Here is a 16,660-nt window from a genome sequence, read left to right as displayed (position 1 = left end):
GCGGCTCCGGGATTCAGGTGTGAATCGGTTGACACCTCAGGGGTCCGATAAGACCGTGGTCACATTCCTCGGCGAGGATTCCCGCGCAACGGGGGCGACGGCATCGTCGCCCGACCTCCTCTTCGCGCCCTCGCGGACGCGGCGAGGTTCCCCCTCCCCTCGACCGGCGCCGTCGCGTCGGCCTCTCCATCACTCCCTCAGAGGTGACCGCATGCCCGACATCCCCACGCCTTCCCGCCGCACTCTGCTCGGAGGTGCGGGCCTCGCAGGGCTCACGGTCGCGGCCGCCGCTGGCGCCACCGGAGCGGCGGCCGCGGGATCCGCTCCGCTGACCGGCGGCTCGCCGCTCCCGGGTCCCGCATCGATGCTCGGCGTGCCCTTCGCCCAGCGCGACACCGTCCGGATCGGGCTGATCGGCCTCGGGCAGCGCGGCGGGTCGATGGCCTCGGGATGGGCGACGATCCCCGGCGCCACCGTCGACGCCGTCTGCGACATCCGCGCCGATCGCGCCACGCGCGTCGCCGACAGCCTCGCCGGGGCGGGCCACGCGCGTCCGCGGGAGTACCGCGGCGACGACACGGCGTTCCAGCGCATGCTCGACGAGGTCGAGCTCGACCTCGTCTACGTCGCCACTCCCTGGGAGTTCCACCACGCCCAGGGCAAGGCCGCCCTGCTGGCCGGTGCCAACGCGATCGTGGAGCTGCCCGTGGCGACCGAGATCGACGAGCTGTGGGACCTGGTCAGGACGGTCGAGGACACCCGCAACCACCTGCTGCTGTCGGAGAACACCTGCTACGGGCGCAACGAGCTGGCGATGGCGCGTGCCTCCCACGCGGGCCTGTTCGGCGACGTCACCAACGGTCACGGCGGCTATCTCCACGATCTGCGGAAGCTGCTGTTCGACGAGAGCGCCTACACGGACCACTGGCGCCGACGCTGGCACACCACCCACAACCGGTCGTTCTACGCTATGCACGGTCTGGGGCCGATCGCCAACGCCCTCGACATCAACCGCGGCGACCGGATCACGACGATCCGCGCCACGGCCACGGCTCCCAAGGCTCTCGCGGACTACCGCGAGCGATTCGTGCCCCGCGGGCACCCGTCCTGGTCCGAGACCTACGTGTGCGGCGACCTCGTCACCTGTCTGCACGACACCGAGAGGGGACGGGTGGTCCGGACCGAGCACGACGTGTCCTCGCCGCGACCCTACAGTCGGATCAACTCCCTCAGCGGCACCCGTGGGCTCTTCGAGGACTACGTCCCGGTCCGGTCGAGCGGTGCGCGGGTCTACGTCGAGCCCGACCACTCGGACGACCAGTGGCGTCCCTTCGACGCGTTCGGCTCCGAGTTCGACCACTGGCTGTGGACGACCGCCGGGGAGGAGGCGGTGGCCAGCGGCGGGCACGGCGGCATCGACTACCTGCTCCAGTGGCGGACCGTGCAGGCGATCCGCCTGGGGCTCGTCCCGGACATCGACGTGTACGACTCCGCGACATGGTGCGCCCCGGTGCCCCTCAGCGAGGAGTCGCTCAGGCAGGGCGGGGCGGTCCTGGAGTTCCCGGACTTCACCCGCGGCCGCTGGCGCGAGCTGCGCCAGGGGATCGATTCGAAGCAGGAAGAGATGCCGTGATGACTCACCTCCGGCCCGCCGGCCCCACCGCAGCCGCATCGCACCGTACGGCCCGGGGAGCTCCGGCGATCGTTCTCCGTCTTTCCGGCGCGATGGCACTGGCCCTCGCGGTCGTCCTGTCGATGGCGGTCCCGGGCCTCGCCGCGACGACCGGGCCCCGTCAGATCTCCGCGCAGGTGTCCCTGCTGGACCTGGACGACCAGGACTCGATCCAGACGTTGTCGGTGACCGTCACCAACTCCTCCCGCGAGCCCATGACCGGCACGAGCATCGCGCTCAAGGGCCCGGCCGGGTGGACGACGAGTCCCGAGCGGATCGCCCTCGATGCGGTGATCGCGCCGGGGGAGGGGGTGACCAGCACGTTCGACGTCCGTGTGCCCACGCTGCGCGCCGGCTTCCGCTCGTACGTCTTCACCGCGGACATCACCTACGGCGGCGGTGACGGGCAGGGAGCGCTCACGGGACAGCGCGTGCTCACCTCGGGCGAGCCCCTGGCGTCGTTCGCCGCCGCGCGCAACAACGTCGGCACCACGACGCTCGCCGAGCGCGCCGCAGGCGACTTCGACGGAGCACGCAACTCGTTCTCCGACGAGGCGCTCGGGCGTGCCGGCGTGATCCGCGGCGGGACGCTGACCGGGGCCGGGGCGACGTTCACCTGGCCCGATCTCGGCCCCACCGAGAAGGACAACGTGCGAGCCGAGGGCCAGGCGTTCGCCTTCTCGGGCACCGGGTCCTCGCTGGCGCTGCTCGTCTCGGGCTCGAGCCAGAGCGCGTCCGGGACGGTCACGGTGTTCTACACCGACGGCACGACCAGCTCGGCGACGGTGACGGTGCCCAACTGGACCGGCACGCCGCCCGCAGGGGTCCAGATCGTCGCCGAGACCTCCGGCCGCAACACCCCGGGCGGCTTCGCCAACCAGCAGTCGACCTACCGGCTGTTCGCCATCGGCATCCCCCTGGATGCGGGCAAGCGGGTCAAGGTGGTCCAGCTGCCCGGGAACGCCGGGATCCACGTCTTCGACGTGCAGGCGGTCCGCTGACAGGAGGGACGTCCGGGTCGAACCCGACGCACGACGAAGGCCCCGGAGCAACTGCTCCGGGGCCTTCGTGAGGGGCGACCCTGACCGGGCTTGAACCGGCGACCTCCGCCGTGACAGGGCGGCACTCTAACCAACTGAGCTACAGGGCCATCTCTCGTGCCGTTCCCGCTCGCGCGTTTCCGACCTCCGAAACTCTACAGGATGTCCGCCGTGCTCCCGACCGGTTCCGCTGTGAGAGACCTCGCACAGGCGCCTGCGGCGTCCATCGGGTCGCGGACGGTCCGGGGCTGGGGGTGGACGCCGGGTCGGCGCGGAGGATCCGGCACGAGGGGGCGGTGCCATGCGTTCCCGCACTGCGGACGGCCCCGCCGCGGGTCACGAGCCGCCGGGTGCCGTCGAGATGCCGACCGATCGCCTCGCGTGGGGGGTGACGGGGACGAGGCGCTTCCAGGACAGGGCGGGTCTCTCGACGAGGCGCCACGACAGGGCTGCCAGAGGGATCGTGCAGGCCAGGCAGGCGAGCCCCGTGACCGCCCACCCCCAGCGGGTGATGCCTGCCAGGACGAGGAGCTGCTGGACGGGGAAGGCATAGATGTACAGGCCGTAGGAGAGGTCCCCGTGGCGGTCCAGGCGCCAGGGTGCGACCGCCCCGGTCCACAGGACCGTGATGGTCAGGGCCGGCACGACGATCAGCCGAGAGAGCTCCCCCGGCAGCACCGTCAGGTGCACCGTCACGAGCAGGACCGCTGCGGCTGCGATCGCGACGACGGGCCCGGGGCGCAGCCGATCGGCCAGCAGGCACAGGAGCATGCCGCACGCGAAGAAGGTCCACAGCCGCAGCCCGTTGCCGGCGATCGTGCCCAGAGGCTCGGGGAGCGCCGTGGTGACCACGTCCGATGGCACGAGGACGTAGGCGGCCACGAGGAGGGCGGTCACCGGGGGCGCGATCCGGGGGAGCCGGCGCCGCACGGGGCCGATCGCGCACAGCGCGGCGATTCCCGCGTAGGCCGCGACCTCGTAGAACAGGGTCCACAGCGAACCGTTCCAGGTGCTGGGCCACGGCACCTGGAGCAGGGTCTCCTCGACGCCCTCCTGGGAGGGCTTGAGGTCCAGGGCGCCGACGACGTACTGCACGGCCGACCCCGCCTGCCAGTGCGCGCCCGGTTCCAGCAGGGCACCCAGGGGTGCCGCCGCGAAGGCGGTGACGAGGATCGCCACGAGGTAGCCGGGATAGATGCGCAGCGCGCGTCGCCACAGGAAGGGCCCGGTGCGCATGCGTCGACCGGAGGCGAGGATCAGGTATCCGGAGATCACGAAGAAGCCGTCGACGGCCAGTCCGTGCAGGCCGGAGTGTGTGAAGGGTCCCCAGGTCAGCGGGGCGAACCCGCCCAGTGGGAAGGCGTGGCCCAGCACGACCAGGGCCGCGAGGAGCACCCGCAGGGTCCCCAGGGCGTTGTCCTCGGTCGAGAGGCGTTCGGCCAGGGTGGGGGCCGGTCCGCGGGGCGGGTCTGCCGCCATCGTGTCTCCTGGGCGCGGGACGCGTGTGCGCCCCTGCGTCGTACCCCCAACGGGATTCGAACCCGTGTCGCCGGCGTGAAAGGCCAGTGTCCTGGGCCGCTAGACGATGGGGGCCCGCCCGGACCTGCCGGGCGATGGAAGCATACCGATCACCCCGCCGGTCGAGCCACCGCGTTCCCGGCGGGTGCGGCGCATCCGACACCCGGGGACGCCCGGCGGGCGGTGCTGCGGATCGGGGAGCGGGGCGCCAGCGGGCGGCGCTGTGCGTCCGAGACCGGAGGGTCCGGCGGATCGCGCGATGCACCCGGATTCGGGGGCGTCCGGCAGACGGCGCGATGCAACCTGGATCGGGGGCGTCCGGCGGATGGCGGGCCCGGATCCCACGCGTCGCCGGTGCGTGGCGCGCCGATCCACCGTGGCCTCAGGCGGGCCTGCTTCGATGGGCCGATGATCCACATGAGCGCGGCGGAGTTCGGTGAGGCCGTCGACGACGCCCTCGACTCCCTGCCCGAGGAGATCGCCCGATCGATCGCCGAGGCCAACGTCGCGATCCTCGTCGAGGAGGAGCCGCCCCCGGGCGAGCACCTGCTCGGCCTGTACGTGGGGATCCCGCTGGATCGCCGCAGCGTCTTCGACGGCTACGCCGAGCCGGATCGGATCTTCGTGTTCCGCGGACCTCTGCAGCGCCTGGCGCTCTCGCGGGCCCACCTGGTCCAGCAGATCCGCGTGACCGTCCTGCACGAGCTGGGCCACCTGTTCGGCATGTCCGAGGAGCGCCTGCACGAGCTCGGCTGGGGCTGAGCCGGCGCCCTGACGGGGCACCGACGCTGGCCAGGACCGGGCCACGGTGCCACGATGTGGTGATGCCCGTACCGCACTGGAGCCTCACGTCCCGCTTCCGATCGCCCTGGACGGCCGCGGCCGTCCACGCCGCGATCGCAGGCGTTCTCTACACCGTCGTCATGACGCTGCTCGACGGCGGCCTCTCCGCGCACCCGCTGATCGGCACCGGGATCTTCGTCGTGTTCTCGGGGATCGCCGCAGGCGGCCGCGTCCGGCGCGGGCGTGACGAGCACGGGGGGCTTCCCAGGGCATAGGTGCTCTGCACGACCGCTCGGGCCACGGTCCCTGACGGCGACCCGTCCTCCGTGGCGGCGCGCCCACCGGGACGAGGACGTGACCCGTCGGACGTGGTTCGGAGAACCTGAACGCGCCCCTCTGGGCCTGTTTCGGCGATCCCGGATGCGGCCGTCGGGACCTGTTTCGGTGACCCTGGACGCGCCCCTCGGGGCATGGCTCGGCGAATCCGGACCCGCCCCTGGGAACCTGGCTCGGCGAATCCGGATGCGCCCGTGAAACGGTGGCCGGCACCCGCCCGCACGGCCGTCAGCCCGACGGGCTGTCGGTCCCCGTCAGCCCGGCCTCATGGGCGATGATCGCGATCTGCACGCGGTTCGAGCAGTCGAGCTTGGCGAAGATCTTCGAGACGTGCGCCTTGACGGTCGCCTCGCTCATGAACAGGCGCGCCCCGATCTGCGCGTTGGACAGGCCCGCGCCGACGGCCGCGAGCACCTCCGTCTCCCGCTCCGTCAGGCTGCCCAGACCGGGGTGCGCCTCGGGCGCGTGACCGGGGTTGGCCTGCGAGAAGTGCGAGAGCATCCGCTTGGTCACCGCGGGGGACAGCGTCGCATCGCCGCGGGCGACGACGTGCACGGCCTCGATGAGCTGCTGGGGTGGGGTGTCCTTGAGCAGGAACCCGCTGGCGCCGGCCTCGAGCGCGGTGAACACGTACTCGTCCATGTCGAACGTCGTCAGCATGATGATCGAGGGCTTCTCCGCGAGGGCCGTCACCGCGCGCGTCGCGGTGATCCCGTCCATCGTCGGCATGCGCACGTCCATCAGCAGCACGTCGGGGCGATGCCGGTGCACGAGCTCGACGGCGCGGGAGCCGTCGTCGGCCTCGCCCACCACGTCGATCGTGGGATCGGCTCCCAGGATCATCGAGAGTCCTGTGCGCACGAGGGAGTCGTCGTCCACGAGGCCCACGCGGATCGTGCCGCCGGGACCTCGTCCCGTCACGTCACCGGGCTCGGCCATGGGATCACCGCCTTCACTGCGAAGCGTCCGTCATCGGTCGGGCCGGAGGTGATCGTCCCCCCGGCATGGGTCACACGGGTCTCGATGCCGGACAGTCCCATGCGGGCACCGGGCAGATCGGTCTCGAAACCCCTGGGGAGCACGTTACTCACCTCGACCACGAGGTCCGCACCGGGCTCGCCGATCAGCGCCACCCGCGCGGCGGTGTGCCGGGCGTGCTTGTGGATGTTGGTCAGGCCCTCCTGGACCACCCGGTACGCGGTGCGCGCCAGCTGGTCGGGCACCTTGTCGTCGACGAAGTCGAAGAGGTCCACCTGCACCCCCGCCTCCTGCGAGGTGGTCACCAGGCGCCGGACGTCGTCCCAGGTGGGCTGGGGCGCCAGCGGCGCGCCCTCCCCGTCGCCCCGCAGCACGCCGAGCACCTCGCGCAGCTCGTTGAGGGCATCGGTGGCGGTGGACCGGATCAGCGCGGCGGACTCGACGACCTTCTCGCGGTCGAGGTTCGGGTTCACCTCGAGGGCGCCCGCCTGCAGGGCCACCAGCGAGATCTTGTGGGCGACGATGTCGTGCATCTCCCGGGCGATCCGGGTGCGCTCGGCCCGGCGGGCCTCCTCCTGGGCGTCGGCGCGCCGCGCCTCGGCCTCCTCGGCGCGGTCCCACAGGCCCTGCAGCAGCAGGTGGCGGGCTCGGACGTACATGCCGAGCACCGCGGTGGTGCCGATCACGAGGGTCACGACGACCGACCACAGCAGCACGTCGGGACGGCCGTCGGCCAGGACCGGGACCAGCGCGCACGCCGCGGCGACGAGCGTCGCCACGATGGTCACCCAGCGGCGCGGGGTACGCACGGCGAGCCCATAGGTGGGGACGAGCAGGCTCACGATGGAGCCGCTGAACGCCGAGCTGAGGAGGATGACCGGCAGCAGCCAGCGCCAGTGCCGGTGGCGCAGCAGCAGCGCGAGGCCGGTGACCAGACCCACCACGCCCTGGGCCACCTGCAGGCCATCGCGGGCGAAGACGAAGGAGAGGGTCGACTCCGCGGCGACGGCGAGGATCAGGACGACTTCCAGCCATACCCGCCTGCTCGGCTCCGCCCGCTGCTCCACGGCGCCAGCCTATCGAGACGGGTCTCGGGCCGAGCGTCGGGTCGGCGGCGCCCGGGCCGCGGGATCCCTGCACGAGGTCGGGCGAGGACGGGTCGCCGGCACCGGGTGGGGAAGGGTGGCAGGGCCGGATACGGGGCGGCGACGGGACCGGGCGCGAGGTGGCGCCGAGCCTCGCGTACACGTACCGGTGCCCTGTGACATCGCGGCCGCACCGGTGCGCTCGTGTTGGCACAGGACGCCGGTGAGTGCACAGCCACGTCCGGCACCCCGTACGAACGTGCTGCTCGGGGTCCGGCGAGCCGAGCGAACGTGCGGCCTGGAAGCTGGGGGCCGAGCCGACGACTCCTCGGCCGACCGGAATGGGCTCGCGGACGTCCCGGGCCAAGGGCATCCCTGTCAGGCGGAAGGCAGCCCCTCGTGTGCACTCACCGGCGTCCCGTGACCTCACCCCTGCACCGGTGCGCTCCTGTTGGCACAGGACGCCGGTGAGTGCACGCCGCGCCGCCGCACGCCACGCCGACGCAAGCAACGAGACGACACGACACGGCCGGGACGGGAAGGAGGGCAACGGCAGGCGGCGAAGAACTGGTCGCCTACCGGCACAGAGGCACAACAGGGCATGAGCGGCGAGGTGCGGCAGGACATCGCCGGGCCTACCGGCGGGCGGGATGACACGGCAGGGCATGAGAGGCGAGGTGCGGCAGGACATCGCCGGGAAGGTCGCCGCGCGCCATGACCCTGCCGGGCACATCAGCGCACACCCCGGGGTTGTCGCGAAGGCGCGCGAACCGGCGCCCGACCACCGGAACCACCCCGGGGCGCACCGGTGACCAGGCGTGTCCGGATCGTCCCGATGCTGCGCACTCCCGTCCATCCAGGCACCACAGCCTCCGCACACGCGCCCGCAACCCGGGCCTGACCCCGCCGCGTCCACCTGCGCCGCCTAGGATGGGCGGCTCAGTCCGGTCGCCCCGTGCGTCACGGTCCCCCGACCTCAGGAGCGTCCATGCGCATGTCCCGACCGTCCCGGAGCCGACCTCCCCGTACGCGGGCCGCACGTATCGCGGTGGTCGTCGCCGCCGTGTCGCTGATCGCCTCGGGGTGCTCCCTGTTCGGCGGCCCGGGCGGCAGCACGGCGGATCCGACGTCGTCGGGGTCCGCCGCATCGGATGGTGGGGCGAGCGCGGGTACCGCATCGGGGGGTGCGCTGCCCAAGATCGGCACGTCCGGAGCCGCGCTCGACGGCGACCCGGCGACCCTGCCCGCCTACGCGCAGTACTACTCCCAGAAGCTCGACTGGAAGGACTGCGGGGACTACCACGGGGCGGACTGCGCGACCCTCACGGTCCCCAGAGTCTGGAACGATCCGGGCCAGGGCGACGTCTCGCTCGCGCTGCTGAAGCTGCCGGCCACCGGCCGCTCCGAGGGCACCCTGTTCATGAACCCCGGCGGCCCCGGGGGCAGCGGCGTGGAGTTCGTCGGGGACGGCGGAGCGATGACCGTGGGCAAGGACGTGCGCGCCAAGTACGACCTCGTGGGCTTCGACCCGCGGGGCGTGGCCGGGTCGGACGGGATCCGCTGCCTGGACGACGCGCAGACCGATCAGTACGTCTCGGCGACGTTCGATCTGAACACGACGCAGGGCCTGGCCGACGGCAAGGAGTGGCTGCAGCGGGTCGCCGACTCCTGCCAGCAGAACTCCGCGGACCTCCTGCCCTACATGGACACCGAGTCCGCGGTGCGCGACCTGGACGTCATGCGCGCGGCGGTCGGCTCCGAGAAGCTCGACTACCTCGGCTTCAGCTACGGCACCTACCTCGGTGCGACCTACGCCGAGCTGTACCCCGAGCGCACCGGCCGCTTCGTGCTCGACGGAGCGCTGGACCCCAAGATCACCGGCGACGAGCTCAGCGCCGGGCAGGCGGCGGGCTTCGAGGACGCCGTCCACCGGTTCTCCCAGTGGTGCATCGACCAGGGCGCGAGCACTTGCCCGCTCAAGGGGGACGCGGACCAGGGCGTCCAGCAGATCCGCGACTTCTTCGCCTCGGTCGACGCGACACCCCTGGGCAGCGGGGATCAGGCCCGCCCGCTCACCGGTGCGATGGCACGCTCCGGGGTGCTGATGGCCATGTACAACGACGAGTCCTGGTCGTTCCTGGCCCGTGCCCTGACGGCAGGCATGAACGGCGACGGCTCGCAGCTGCTCTACATGAACGATCTCGCCAACGACCGCGACGACTCCGGGCACTACAAGGGCAACGGGCTGTTCTCGATCACGGCCGTCAACTGCCTGGACCACCCGGCCGTCGAGGACGAGGCCTGGATGCGGACGGAGTCCGAGCGTCTGGCCGAGGAGTACCCGACCTTCGGCCCCTCGATGGGCTATTCGGGCCTGTCGTGCGGCATCTGGCCGGACGGGCCGGTGCGGAAGCCCGGCCCGATCGCCGCCAAGGGCAGCGGCCTGATCGTCGTGATCGGGACGACGCACGATCCAGCCACCCCGTACGTCTGGGCCCAGTCGCTCGCCGAGCAGCTCGACAACTCGACGCTCATCACCTTCGACGGCGACGGGCACACCGCATACGGCCGGTCGGGTGGGTGCGTCGAGAGCGCGGTGGAGGCGTACCTCGTGGACGGGACGCCGCCTCCTGCGGACCTGAAGTGCACGTGATCAGGCACTCACCCGCGCGTTTTGCGCTCGGGGCGGATGCTCTCGTAGAGTGATCCGGTCCGTCCGGGCCTCGCCCCGGATGAGGGCGCGCCGCCTTAGCTCAGTCGGTAGAGCGATTCACTCGTAATGAATAGGTCGCCGGTTCGATTCCGGCAGGCGGCTCCGCACGAAAACTGCCCCTCACCTCGATGAACGAGGCGAGGGGCGGTTTGGGTTTCACGGCGTGGTGACCGGCATGCACACATCTGGACCTGCATGATCGCCCGGCCTCCTTGGGGAGGCGATCTGATGATTCGTCTGTCGGCCCACCCCCGCACACTCCCGGCATGGACATCGGAGACACCTGGTTCGCCCTGCAGCGTGAGCTCGACCAGCGGACTGCTGCCGCGATCGCGCGCGGGCACCTCACGCCTGCGGACCGTGCTGTGGAGACCCGCTGGGTCGACGGCGCCCGCATCCAGGTGTCCGTCGTCGCGGCGTTCGAGGACCGGCACCTGCAGGACTTCGACGAAGGCTCGCAGGACCACGGGCAGTGGCCTCGTGACTGACGACGAGCTCCGTTTCATCGTCTTCGCCCGCCTCGAGAACGTGGTGTCCACCGAGGTGGTCCGATACCAGGTGTCCGTCAGCGTGGCGACCCCGGTGGTGTTCACGCCGGCACGCCGCGACCCGGACATGGCCGCAGACACGGTACGGCTTGACACCCCGGACGCCCGTCTGGTCCTGGTCCTCGAGGAGTGGCTGGACCGGGAGGTGCGGCTTCAGCAGCACGTCCGCGAGTGGATGCTCGGCCACGTCCAGCTTCGGGGCGCGAAGGTGCAGGACCGGGCCTCGGACCGGGATTGGGTGGGCGAGATGATCCGGGTCGACGGGCGGTGAGGTGCTAGGTTCCGGTCATGACTCAAGTCGGCCACACCATCTTCGACACGTTCATGATCTGGCTGCCGATCTGGCTGCCGTTCACGCTCATCGGGCTGGGCGTGCAGTGGCTGGTGGTGCGATCAGCGACGATCTCGGCACTGCGCCGACACGAGGCAGACCGCGCTCAGAAGGTGGACGAGCGTCCGTAGACGCACGAATGCGCCCCCCACCCTCCCGGAGGGGAGTGGGGCGCTTCGCTGTGCGCTGAGAGGCGCGGGCCCGGCGGTCGTCGGGGTGCGGTCGGGCCTCAGCGTGAGCAGGCCGAGAACGTGGGAGTGATCCGCCAGTCGTCGTTGTTCCCTCGGGTCGCCGGAAGGACCGTGAAAACGATCTGCAGGGTCATCGCTCCCGTGACCGTCGGGGTCACCGAGCCCGACTGAGTCGTGGTCTCGTTGACAGCTTCCTGGCTGCCGAAGTTCGAAGTGGCGCTCCCGAAGGGCGTGCACTGCTCTGGCGGTGCGACGATGACGCGGCTCCCACTGCCCGCCTTGTTGCTCGTTGCTGACAGCAGATTCGTGGTCTTGCCCCCGTTGGTCGCGGTCACGTCGAGGTTGGTCGTGACGTGCCCGCAGTCCGTGACAGTCGAGGTGTTGTACCCCGGCGCGGCCTGCAGGAGGAAGCTCAGTGTGTAGGTGGTGCCCGCGACGACCTGCACTGTTGTCGTGTACGTGACGGTGTGTGTGCCCGTGCTCTGATTGGCGTCGGTGAAGAAAACCAGCCGACCGTTCTCCCACCGTTCATTCGCAGTCAACAGGGTCCCCGACTGAGAGCGTACCCAGGCGCTCCCCGTCGGCATGGCCGGGCACGCAACAGGGGACACCGCAAACGCCGGTACGGCAGCCGACGCGATGACTGAATCGCCCCGGGTTTGTTAGAGGCTCGCAAGGGCCGCGTCGGCGGGTGCCGGTGCGGGGTGGTTGTGATGGTAGGTGTCCTCGAGCTCGACGGGCGGGATCATGCCGATCTCACCGTGCATTCGCCGGTGGTCGAACCAGTCGATGTATTCGGCGGCCGCGATCTCGAGGTCGTCAATGTTCTTCCAGGGTCCGTGGTGGCGGACCAGTTCGGCTGTGCACGGTGCGTGGAAAGCCTCGGCCAGGGCGTCGTCGTACGGGTCGCCGGTGGAGCCGACCGCCGCGATCGTCCCGGCCTCGGCACGGCGCTCGGTGTAGCTGATGGCGACGTCTTGAACGCCCTTGTCGCCGTGGTGCGTGAGACCGGTGACGGCCTGGCCTGCGTGATCGCGGGTCCAGATGCCCATCTCGAGCGCGTCCAGCGTGAGGCCGGTCCACAGCGACGTCGAGAGCTGCCAGCCGACCACGCGGCGGGAGACCACGTCGATGACCGACGCGGCATACCGCCAGCCGGCGAACGTGCGGCAGGAGGGGATGCCTGCGACCCGCAGCTGGTTCGGAGCGGGTGCAGTGACGTCGCGCTCGACCAGGTCAAGATGGGATTCCGGGCCGCGGCGGGGGATCGTGGTGCGCGGGCCTTCGGGCCGGCTGATCCCGCGCAGCCCTGCGACGCGCAGGAGCCGCTCGACCGTGCGGCGCGCGACGACGGCGCCCTCGCGGCGCAGCTGGGCGTGGACCGTCTTCGCCCCGTCGATGCCGACGTTCGCCGAGTGGACCCGGCCGATCTCGGCCAGCAGTTCTTCATCGCGAAGTGATCGCTTCGAGGGCGGACGTGTCGTGAAGGCGTCGTACATGCTCGGCGCGATCTGCGTGCCCGCTGCTGTCAGCATCCGACAGATCGGCTCGACGCCGAACTCGTGTTCGTGCTGGTCGATGTACTCCACGATCACCGCTGTGGGCGGTCGAGCTCCGCCGCGAGAAGAGCCGAGGCCGATCTCAGGATCGAGTTCGCGCGGCGCGGCTCACGCACGTCCTTCTCCAGCTCATGGATTCAGGTCCTCCACCAGACCCGGGGCGATCCAGGCCCCTCGACGGCCGCCCCGACGCGACGCCGGCTCATGCGCGCGGTCGCCTGGGCCATGCCGACGGTGATCGTCGCGACGGCAGCTCCGGCGTTCGCCGCCTCGTCCGTGGTGTGCCCCGTGATGCCTCCAGCATCCGCCGGGACCGCGGCGACCACGGGGTCGGTGACGATGCAGCTCACCTTCGCGGTCTCCCCGAGGTCCAGGGACGCGAACGACGACGTCCTCATCACCGCCCCCGCCTTCACGCGATGCGTGCGCTGACGCTGGTCCGCGACGCGCGTGGGCAAGGCCGGGACCCCAGGTCCGTCGCGATGGATCTGCCGTGCGGCCGCTGGCTCCTCGGCCTGTCGGCAGGTCGAGTGCCCCGTCGCGCTGTCGGCGACAACTCGTCCCCGGTTCCTCGTCCCGGCGCGGTCGACCGGACAGGCGGGCTGCGTCTCCCATGCGGCGAGAGGGTCCGACGTTCGCGCGTCCACCTGGTCCGCGAGCGCCCGGAACCCCGCGCCGATCCCCGCCGAGGATCCGAGCAGCACCAGCCAGATGATCGCCCCGTTGACGATGTCGGACGCCTGCGTGGCGCCGCAGACGGTGGGCACCAGCAGGGCGGTGAAGTACCACGCACCGATCAGGGCGACGACGCGCGCCGAGCTGCGCGCCGCGCACGCCGCGAGTGCGATCGGTGCGGCGAACACGCCGAGCCCGGGGTCGACGGCGGACCCGAGGACGGCGATCGTGAGGATCCCGCCCACCACGACCGCGGACGGGGCAGGGCGCAGCAGTGCGGCGCCGCCGGACCCGCTGAGCAGCAGCCAGAGGACGACGCTGAGGGGATCGGGCGAGGCGAGGGCCTCGGGGGCCGAGGCGAGCAGCAGGGCCGTCGCGACGACCACCGCGGAGACGGGCAGGAGCGCCGAGGCGCGGCTCGGGTCGGACTCCCCGGAGTCGGCGGGCGGGCGGCGCATCCGCTCAGGGTAGTCAGCGGTGTGGTTAGCATCGACCTGGAAGCACCCTCCGAGAAGGACCATCCCGAGAGAGGCACCACTCCCATGCCGCGATCCTCCCGACCTCATGACTTGCGGGTTCGTGCACCCCGACGAGCGCACGTCCTCCTCGCACTCGCCGCCACGGCCGCCTTCGGCCTGCTGGGCGCGGCACCGGCCTTCGCCGACGTGTCGCCGCAGGTGCCGGAGCACGTCGCCGTGACCCCGGTCGCCGCGCAGCCCGCGGGCGGTGCCGCCTACATCTGCGACGTCGCACCCCGCCTGCCCTACCTCTGCACGTAGGGGCGCGCCGCAGGAGCGATCCCGGGCAAGCTTTCGCAGCCGGCGCCCGATGGCTCCGACGCAGCTCTCCTGACCCTTTCCTGGACCAAGTCCAGAACAGTGCGCTACGGTAGTCGGCATGATGACACCGCGTCAGGATGCTGCGACCCCGGACCCCGAGGGGTTCGAGGCAGCCCTGCGCGCGGCGGATCTGCGGGTGACTGCACCGCGCCTCGCAGTGCTCGCAGCGGTCGCCGAGAACCCGCACGGCGATGCCGACACCGTGGCCGCCACGGCCCGTGGCCGCCTCGGCGCGGTCTCCAAGCAGGCCGTGTACGACGTGCTCCACGCGCTGACGGCCGCAGGCCTCGTGCGACGCATCTCCCTGGACGAGCGCCGCGCGCGCTTCGAGCTGCATCGTCACGACAACCACCACCACGTGATCTGCCGCGACTGCGGACTCATCGTGGACGTCCCGTGCGCGACCGGCGAGGCGCCCTGCCTGGACGCCCCGGACGATCTCGGCTTCGAGATCGAGCAGGCCGACGTGATCTTCCGCGGCCTCTGCCCCGCCTGCCAGGCCGCCCCGCGAGGCGACCGCGACGCCGACGACCCGACGCCGGCCCCCGCGGGCCCGCGGATCAGCCCCGCGCCCGCGCCGGTCCCGGCCGCCCCCTGAGCCCCGGGCGGCCGATGCCGCCCGTGCACGACCCGCACCACTCGCCCCGACCCGCACGATCCGCCCCGACCACGGTGCCAGCCCCACCAGAGCCACCGCCGCACGACCATCGCCCCACCCAAGCACCGTTCCTACCGCCCCAGAAGGAGCACCTCATGGCACAGCACCAGGACCACGCCTACGCCGGCTTCGAGCCGACCAAGCCCTCCACCACCGAGTCCGGCGCACAGCGCGCATCGGACGCCAACTCCCTGAGCGTGGGCCCCAACGGCCCGCTGCTCCTGCACGACGTCGCCCTCGTCGAGAAGCTCGCCCGCTTCGACCGCGAGCGCGTCCCGGAGCGCAGCCCCCACGCCAAGGGCTCCGGCGCCTTCGGCGAGTTCGTCGTCACCCACGACGTCTCGCAGCACACCAAGGCCGCGTTCCTCCAGCCCGGCACCACCACGCCGATGCTGGCCCGCTTCTCGACCGTCGCCGGTGAGCTGGGCTCGCCCGACACCTGGCGCGACGTGCGCGGCTTCTCGCTGAAGTTCTACACGTCCGAGGGCAACTTCGACATGGTCGGCAACAACACCCCGGTGTTCTTCGTCCGCGACCCCATGAAGTTCCCCGACTTCATCCACTCCCAGAAGCGCCTCCCGGACTCCGGGCTGCGCAGCAACAACATGCAGTGGGACTTCTGGACGCTCTCCCCGGAGTCCGCCCACCAGGTCTCCTACCTCATGGGCGACCGCGGGCTGCCCGCGTCCTGGCGCCACATGAACGGCTACTCGTCGCACACCTACCTCTGGGTCAACGAGGCCGGCGAGAAGTCGTGGGTCAAGTACCACTTCCTCACCGACCAGGGCGTGGAGAACATGTCCAACGAGGAGGCCGGCAAGCTCGCGGGCGAGGACGCGGACTACCACCGTCGCGACCTGTTCGACGCGATCGAGGGCGGCGACTTCCCGTCCTGGACCCTCAAGGTGCAGGTCATGCCGTACGAGGACGCCAAGACGTATCGCGTGAACCCCTTCGACCTCACCAAGGTCTGGTCCCACAGGGACTACCCGCTCATCGAGGTCGGGCGCTTCACGCTGAACCAGAACCCGTCCAACCACTTCGCGCAGATCGAGCAGGCCGCGTTCAGCCCGGCCAACACGGTGCCCGGCACCGGCGTCTCGCCCGACAAGATGCTGCTGGGCCGCGTCTTCTCCTACCCGGACGCCCAGCGCAACCGGGTGGGCGTGAACTACCAGCAGCTGCCCGTCAACGCCCCGCTGGTGCCCACCAACTCCTACGACAAGGAGGGGCACATGCAGTTCCACCACACCGGCAACGCGCCGGTGTACGCGCCCAACTCCTACGGCCGCGCCTACCAGGACGCCCAGGGCCCGGTGGACAACGGCTGGGAGGCCGACGGCGAGCTCGTCCGCGCCGCCTACACGCTCCACCCCGAGGACGACGACTTCGGCCAGGCGCACGCCCTGGTCCGCGAGGTCTTCTCCGAGGAGGAGCGCGAGCGCCTGGTCGAGACGGTCGCCGGGACCCTGATCCCCGCGGTCGAGGAGCCGGTCCTGTCCAACGTCTTCACCTACTGGCGCAACATCGACGCCGAGGTCGGGGACCGCATCGAGAAGGCGTACCGCGCCGCGATCGGCGACCAGGTCCCCGGCGGGGACCCGCAGGACGGGCAGCCGTCCGCGACGCTCGACGAGCAGCGCACGAACGCCGGTCGCTGAGACCGCTGTGAGCCCGCGCGCGCGGCGCGGAGACGTCCTGCGAGCCCGGGCGCACACGGCGCCGAGGCGGCGC

17 protein-coding genes, 3 tRNA genes and 1 other annotated feature are annotated in these 16,660 nt (G+C 71.5%); of the genes, 12 read left to right on the top strand and 8 right to left on the bottom strand.

Annotated elements, in window-relative coordinates:
• The first annotated feature begins 211 nt into the window (after positions 1–211).
• Positions 212–1,633: a Gfo/Idh/MocA family protein gene (locus tag ACT3TZ_RS07180; RefSeq protein ID WP_444582717.1), complete on the top strand. Its 1,422-nt coding sequence runs from the start codon at positions 212–214 to the stop codon at positions 1,631–1,633.
• Between the two features lie 92 nt (positions 1,634–1,725).
• Entirely contained in the window at positions 1,726–2,673 is a 948-nt protein-coding gene (locus ACT3TZ_RS07175; protein WP_444582716.1) for an NEW3 domain-containing protein, read from the top strand.
• 75 nt (positions 2,674–2,748) lie between these two features.
• On the opposite strand, the gene ACT3TZ_RS07170 is transcribed toward ACT3TZ_RS07175, so the two are convergent.
• From ACT3TZ_RS07170 to ACT3TZ_RS07160, 3 genes are all read right to left on the bottom strand, one after another.
• A tRNA-Asp gene (locus ACT3TZ_RS07170) sits at positions 2,749–2,822 on the bottom strand.
• A 226-nt stretch (positions 2,823–3,048) separates the two neighbouring features.
• Positions 3,049–4,191 carry an acyltransferase family protein gene (locus ACT3TZ_RS07165; RefSeq protein ID WP_444582715.1) on the bottom strand — a complete coding sequence of 381 codons (1,143 nt, stop codon included), beginning with the start codon at positions 4,189–4,191 and terminating at the stop codon, positions 3,049–3,051.
• A gap of 41 nt (positions 4,192–4,232) precedes the next feature.
• Positions 4,233–4,305 (bottom strand) — tRNA-Glu (locus ACT3TZ_RS07160).
• A gap of 333 nt (positions 4,306–4,638) precedes the next feature.
• Here ACT3TZ_RS07160 and ACT3TZ_RS07155 point away from each other — a divergent pair.
• On the top strand, positions 4,639–4,992 hold the full coding sequence (locus ACT3TZ_RS07155; protein ID WP_444582714.1) for a metallopeptidase family protein: 354 nt from the start codon (positions 4,639–4,641) through the stop codon (positions 4,990–4,992).
• 62 nt (positions 4,993–5,054) lie between these two features.
• Positions 5,055–5,288 (top strand): hypothetical protein, encoded by a 234-nt coding sequence (locus ACT3TZ_RS07150; protein ID WP_444582713.1) that lies wholly within the window; start codon positions 5,055–5,057, stop codon positions 5,286–5,288.
• A 289-nt stretch (positions 5,289–5,577) separates the two neighbouring features.
• Here the strand turns inward: ACT3TZ_RS07150 and ACT3TZ_RS07145 are convergent, their stop codons facing one another.
• Together ACT3TZ_RS07145 and ACT3TZ_RS07140 are read right to left on the bottom strand one after the other, a co-directional pair.
• Positions 5,578–6,288, bottom strand: coding sequence for a response regulator (locus ACT3TZ_RS07145; protein WP_444582712.1), 711 nt, complete (start codon positions 6,286–6,288; stop codon positions 5,578–5,580).
• Positions 6,267–7,394 (bottom strand): histidine kinase, encoded by a 1,128-nt coding sequence (locus ACT3TZ_RS07140; protein ID WP_444582711.1) that lies wholly within the window; start codon positions 7,392–7,394, stop codon positions 6,267–6,269. Before ACT3TZ_RS07140 ends, ACT3TZ_RS07145 begins: the two co-directional genes overlap by 22 nt.
• A 1,012-nt stretch (positions 7,395–8,406) precedes the next feature.
• Here ACT3TZ_RS07140 and ACT3TZ_RS07135 point away from each other — a divergent pair.
• From ACT3TZ_RS07135 to ACT3TZ_RS07115, 5 genes are all read left to right on the top strand, one after another.
• Positions 8,407–10,065: an alpha/beta hydrolase gene (locus tag ACT3TZ_RS07135; protein WP_444582710.1), complete on the top strand. Its 1,659-nt coding sequence runs from the start codon at positions 8,407–8,409 to the stop codon at positions 10,063–10,065.
• 89 nt (positions 10,066–10,154) lie between these two features.
• Positions 10,155–10,227, top strand: a tRNA-Thr gene (locus ACT3TZ_RS07130).
• Between the two features lie 164 nt (positions 10,228–10,391).
• A complete protein-coding gene (locus tag ACT3TZ_RS07125) occupies positions 10,392–10,613 on the top strand; it encodes a hypothetical protein (RefSeq protein WP_444582709.1) in 222 nt (73 codons plus the stop codon).
• The gene (locus tag ACT3TZ_RS07120; RefSeq protein WP_444582708.1) at positions 10,606–10,944 is read left to right on the top strand and encodes a hypothetical protein; all 339 of its coding nucleotides are present in this window, start codon (positions 10,606–10,608) and stop codon (positions 10,942–10,944) included. Before ACT3TZ_RS07125 ends, ACT3TZ_RS07120 begins: the two co-directional genes overlap by 8 nt.
• 17 nt (positions 10,945–10,961) lie before the next feature.
• Positions 10,962–11,135, top strand: coding sequence for a hypothetical protein (locus tag ACT3TZ_RS07115; protein ID WP_444582707.1), 174 nt, complete (start codon positions 10,962–10,964; stop codon positions 11,133–11,135).
• A gap of 98 nt (positions 11,136–11,233) precedes the next feature.
• Here ACT3TZ_RS07115 and ACT3TZ_RS07110 read toward each other — a convergent pair whose 3' ends face one another.
• The 3 genes from ACT3TZ_RS07110 to ACT3TZ_RS07100 all read right to left on the bottom strand — a co-directional run bounded on the left by ACT3TZ_RS07110 (position 11,234) and on the right by ACT3TZ_RS07100 (position 13,887).
• Positions 11,234–11,737 carry a hypothetical protein gene (locus tag ACT3TZ_RS07110; RefSeq protein WP_444582706.1) on the bottom strand — a complete coding sequence of 168 codons (504 nt, stop codon included), beginning with the start codon at positions 11,735–11,737 and terminating at the stop codon, positions 11,234–11,236.
• 120 nt (positions 11,738–11,857) lie between these two features.
• On the bottom strand, positions 11,858–12,784 hold the full coding sequence (locus tag ACT3TZ_RS07105; RefSeq protein ID WP_444582705.1) for an IS3 family transposase: 927 nt from the start codon (positions 12,782–12,784) through the stop codon (positions 11,858–11,860).
• Positions 12,698–12,826 (bottom strand) — a sequence feature (AL1L pseudoknot). (Overlaps the previous gene by 87 nt.)
• Positions 12,827–12,891: 65 nt before the next feature.
• Positions 12,892–13,887, bottom strand: a complete 996-nt coding sequence (locus tag ACT3TZ_RS07100; RefSeq protein ID WP_444582704.1) for a hypothetical protein — start codon at positions 13,885–13,887, stop codon at positions 12,892–12,894.
• 111 nt (positions 13,888–13,998) lie between these two features.
• Between ACT3TZ_RS07100 and ACT3TZ_RS07095 the strand changes: the two genes are divergently transcribed.
• From ACT3TZ_RS07095 to ACT3TZ_RS07085, 3 genes are all read left to right on the top strand, one after another.
• Positions 13,999–14,208, top strand: a complete 210-nt coding sequence (locus ACT3TZ_RS07095; protein WP_444582703.1) for a hypothetical protein — start codon at positions 13,999–14,001, stop codon at positions 14,206–14,208.
• 118 nt (positions 14,209–14,326) lie between these two features.
• A complete protein-coding gene (locus ACT3TZ_RS07090; RefSeq protein WP_444582702.1) occupies positions 14,327–14,866 on the top strand; it encodes a Fur family transcriptional regulator in 540 nt (179 codons plus the stop codon).
• Positions 14,867–15,021: 155 nt separating this feature from the next.
• Positions 15,022–16,587 carry a catalase gene (locus ACT3TZ_RS07085; protein WP_444582701.1) on the top strand — a complete coding sequence of 522 codons (1,566 nt, stop codon included), beginning with the start codon at positions 15,022–15,024 and terminating at the stop codon, positions 16,585–16,587.
• Positions 16,588–16,660 lie beyond the last annotated feature (73 nt).

Origin of the sequence: Brachybacterium sp. AOP25-B2-12 (genome assembly GCF_052378625.1) — a bacterium.
Taxonomy (GTDB): Bacteria; Actinomycetota; Actinomycetes; order Actinomycetales; family Dermabacteraceae; genus Brachybacterium.
Note: the sequence above shows the minus strand (reverse complement) of the source record. Positions and strands in the feature narration are given on the sequence as shown.

What these genes read in the sequence shown, in the direction of transcription:
- ACT3TZ_RS07175 (WP_444582716.1), top strand. Translation starts at nt 1,726, where the DNA reads ATGGCACTGGCCCTCGCGGTCGTCCTGTCGATGGCGGTCCCGGGCCTC.
- ACT3TZ_RS07100 (WP_444582704.1), bottom strand. Translation starts at nt 13,887, where the DNA reads ATGCGCCGCCCGCCCGCCGACTCCGGGGAGTCCGACCCGAGCCGCGCC.
- ACT3TZ_RS07145 (WP_444582712.1), bottom strand. Translation starts at nt 6,288, where the DNA reads ATGGCCGAGCCCGGTGACGTGACGGGACGAGGTCCCGGCGGCACGATC.
- ACT3TZ_RS07180 (WP_444582717.1), top strand. Translation starts at nt 212, where the DNA reads ATGCCCGACATCCCCACGCCTTCCCGCCGCACTCTGCTCGGAGGTGCG.
- ACT3TZ_RS07150 (WP_444582713.1), top strand. Translation starts at nt 5,055, where the DNA reads ATGCCCGTACCGCACTGGAGCCTCACGTCCCGCTTCCGATCGCCCTGG.
- ACT3TZ_RS07125 (WP_444582709.1), top strand. Translation starts at nt 10,392, where the DNA reads ATGGACATCGGAGACACCTGGTTCGCCCTGCAGCGTGAGCTCGACCAG.
- ACT3TZ_RS07165 (WP_444582715.1), bottom strand. Translation starts at nt 4,191, where the DNA reads ATGGCGGCAGACCCGCCCCGCGGACCGGCCCCCACCCTGGCCGAACGC.
- ACT3TZ_RS07090 (WP_444582702.1), top strand. Translation starts at nt 14,327, where the DNA reads ATGATGACACCGCGTCAGGATGCTGCGACCCCGGACCCCGAGGGGTTC.
- ACT3TZ_RS07155 (WP_444582714.1), top strand. Translation starts at nt 4,639, where the DNA reads ATGATCCACATGAGCGCGGCGGAGTTCGGTGAGGCCGTCGACGACGCC.
- ACT3TZ_RS07085 (WP_444582701.1), top strand. Translation starts at nt 15,022, where the DNA reads ATGGCACAGCACCAGGACCACGCCTACGCCGGCTTCGAGCCGACCAAG.
- ACT3TZ_RS07115 (WP_444582707.1), top strand. Translation starts at nt 10,962, where the DNA reads ATGACTCAAGTCGGCCACACCATCTTCGACACGTTCATGATCTGGCTG.
- ACT3TZ_RS07135 (WP_444582710.1), top strand. Translation starts at nt 8,407, where the DNA reads ATGTCCCGACCGTCCCGGAGCCGACCTCCCCGTACGCGGGCCGCACGT.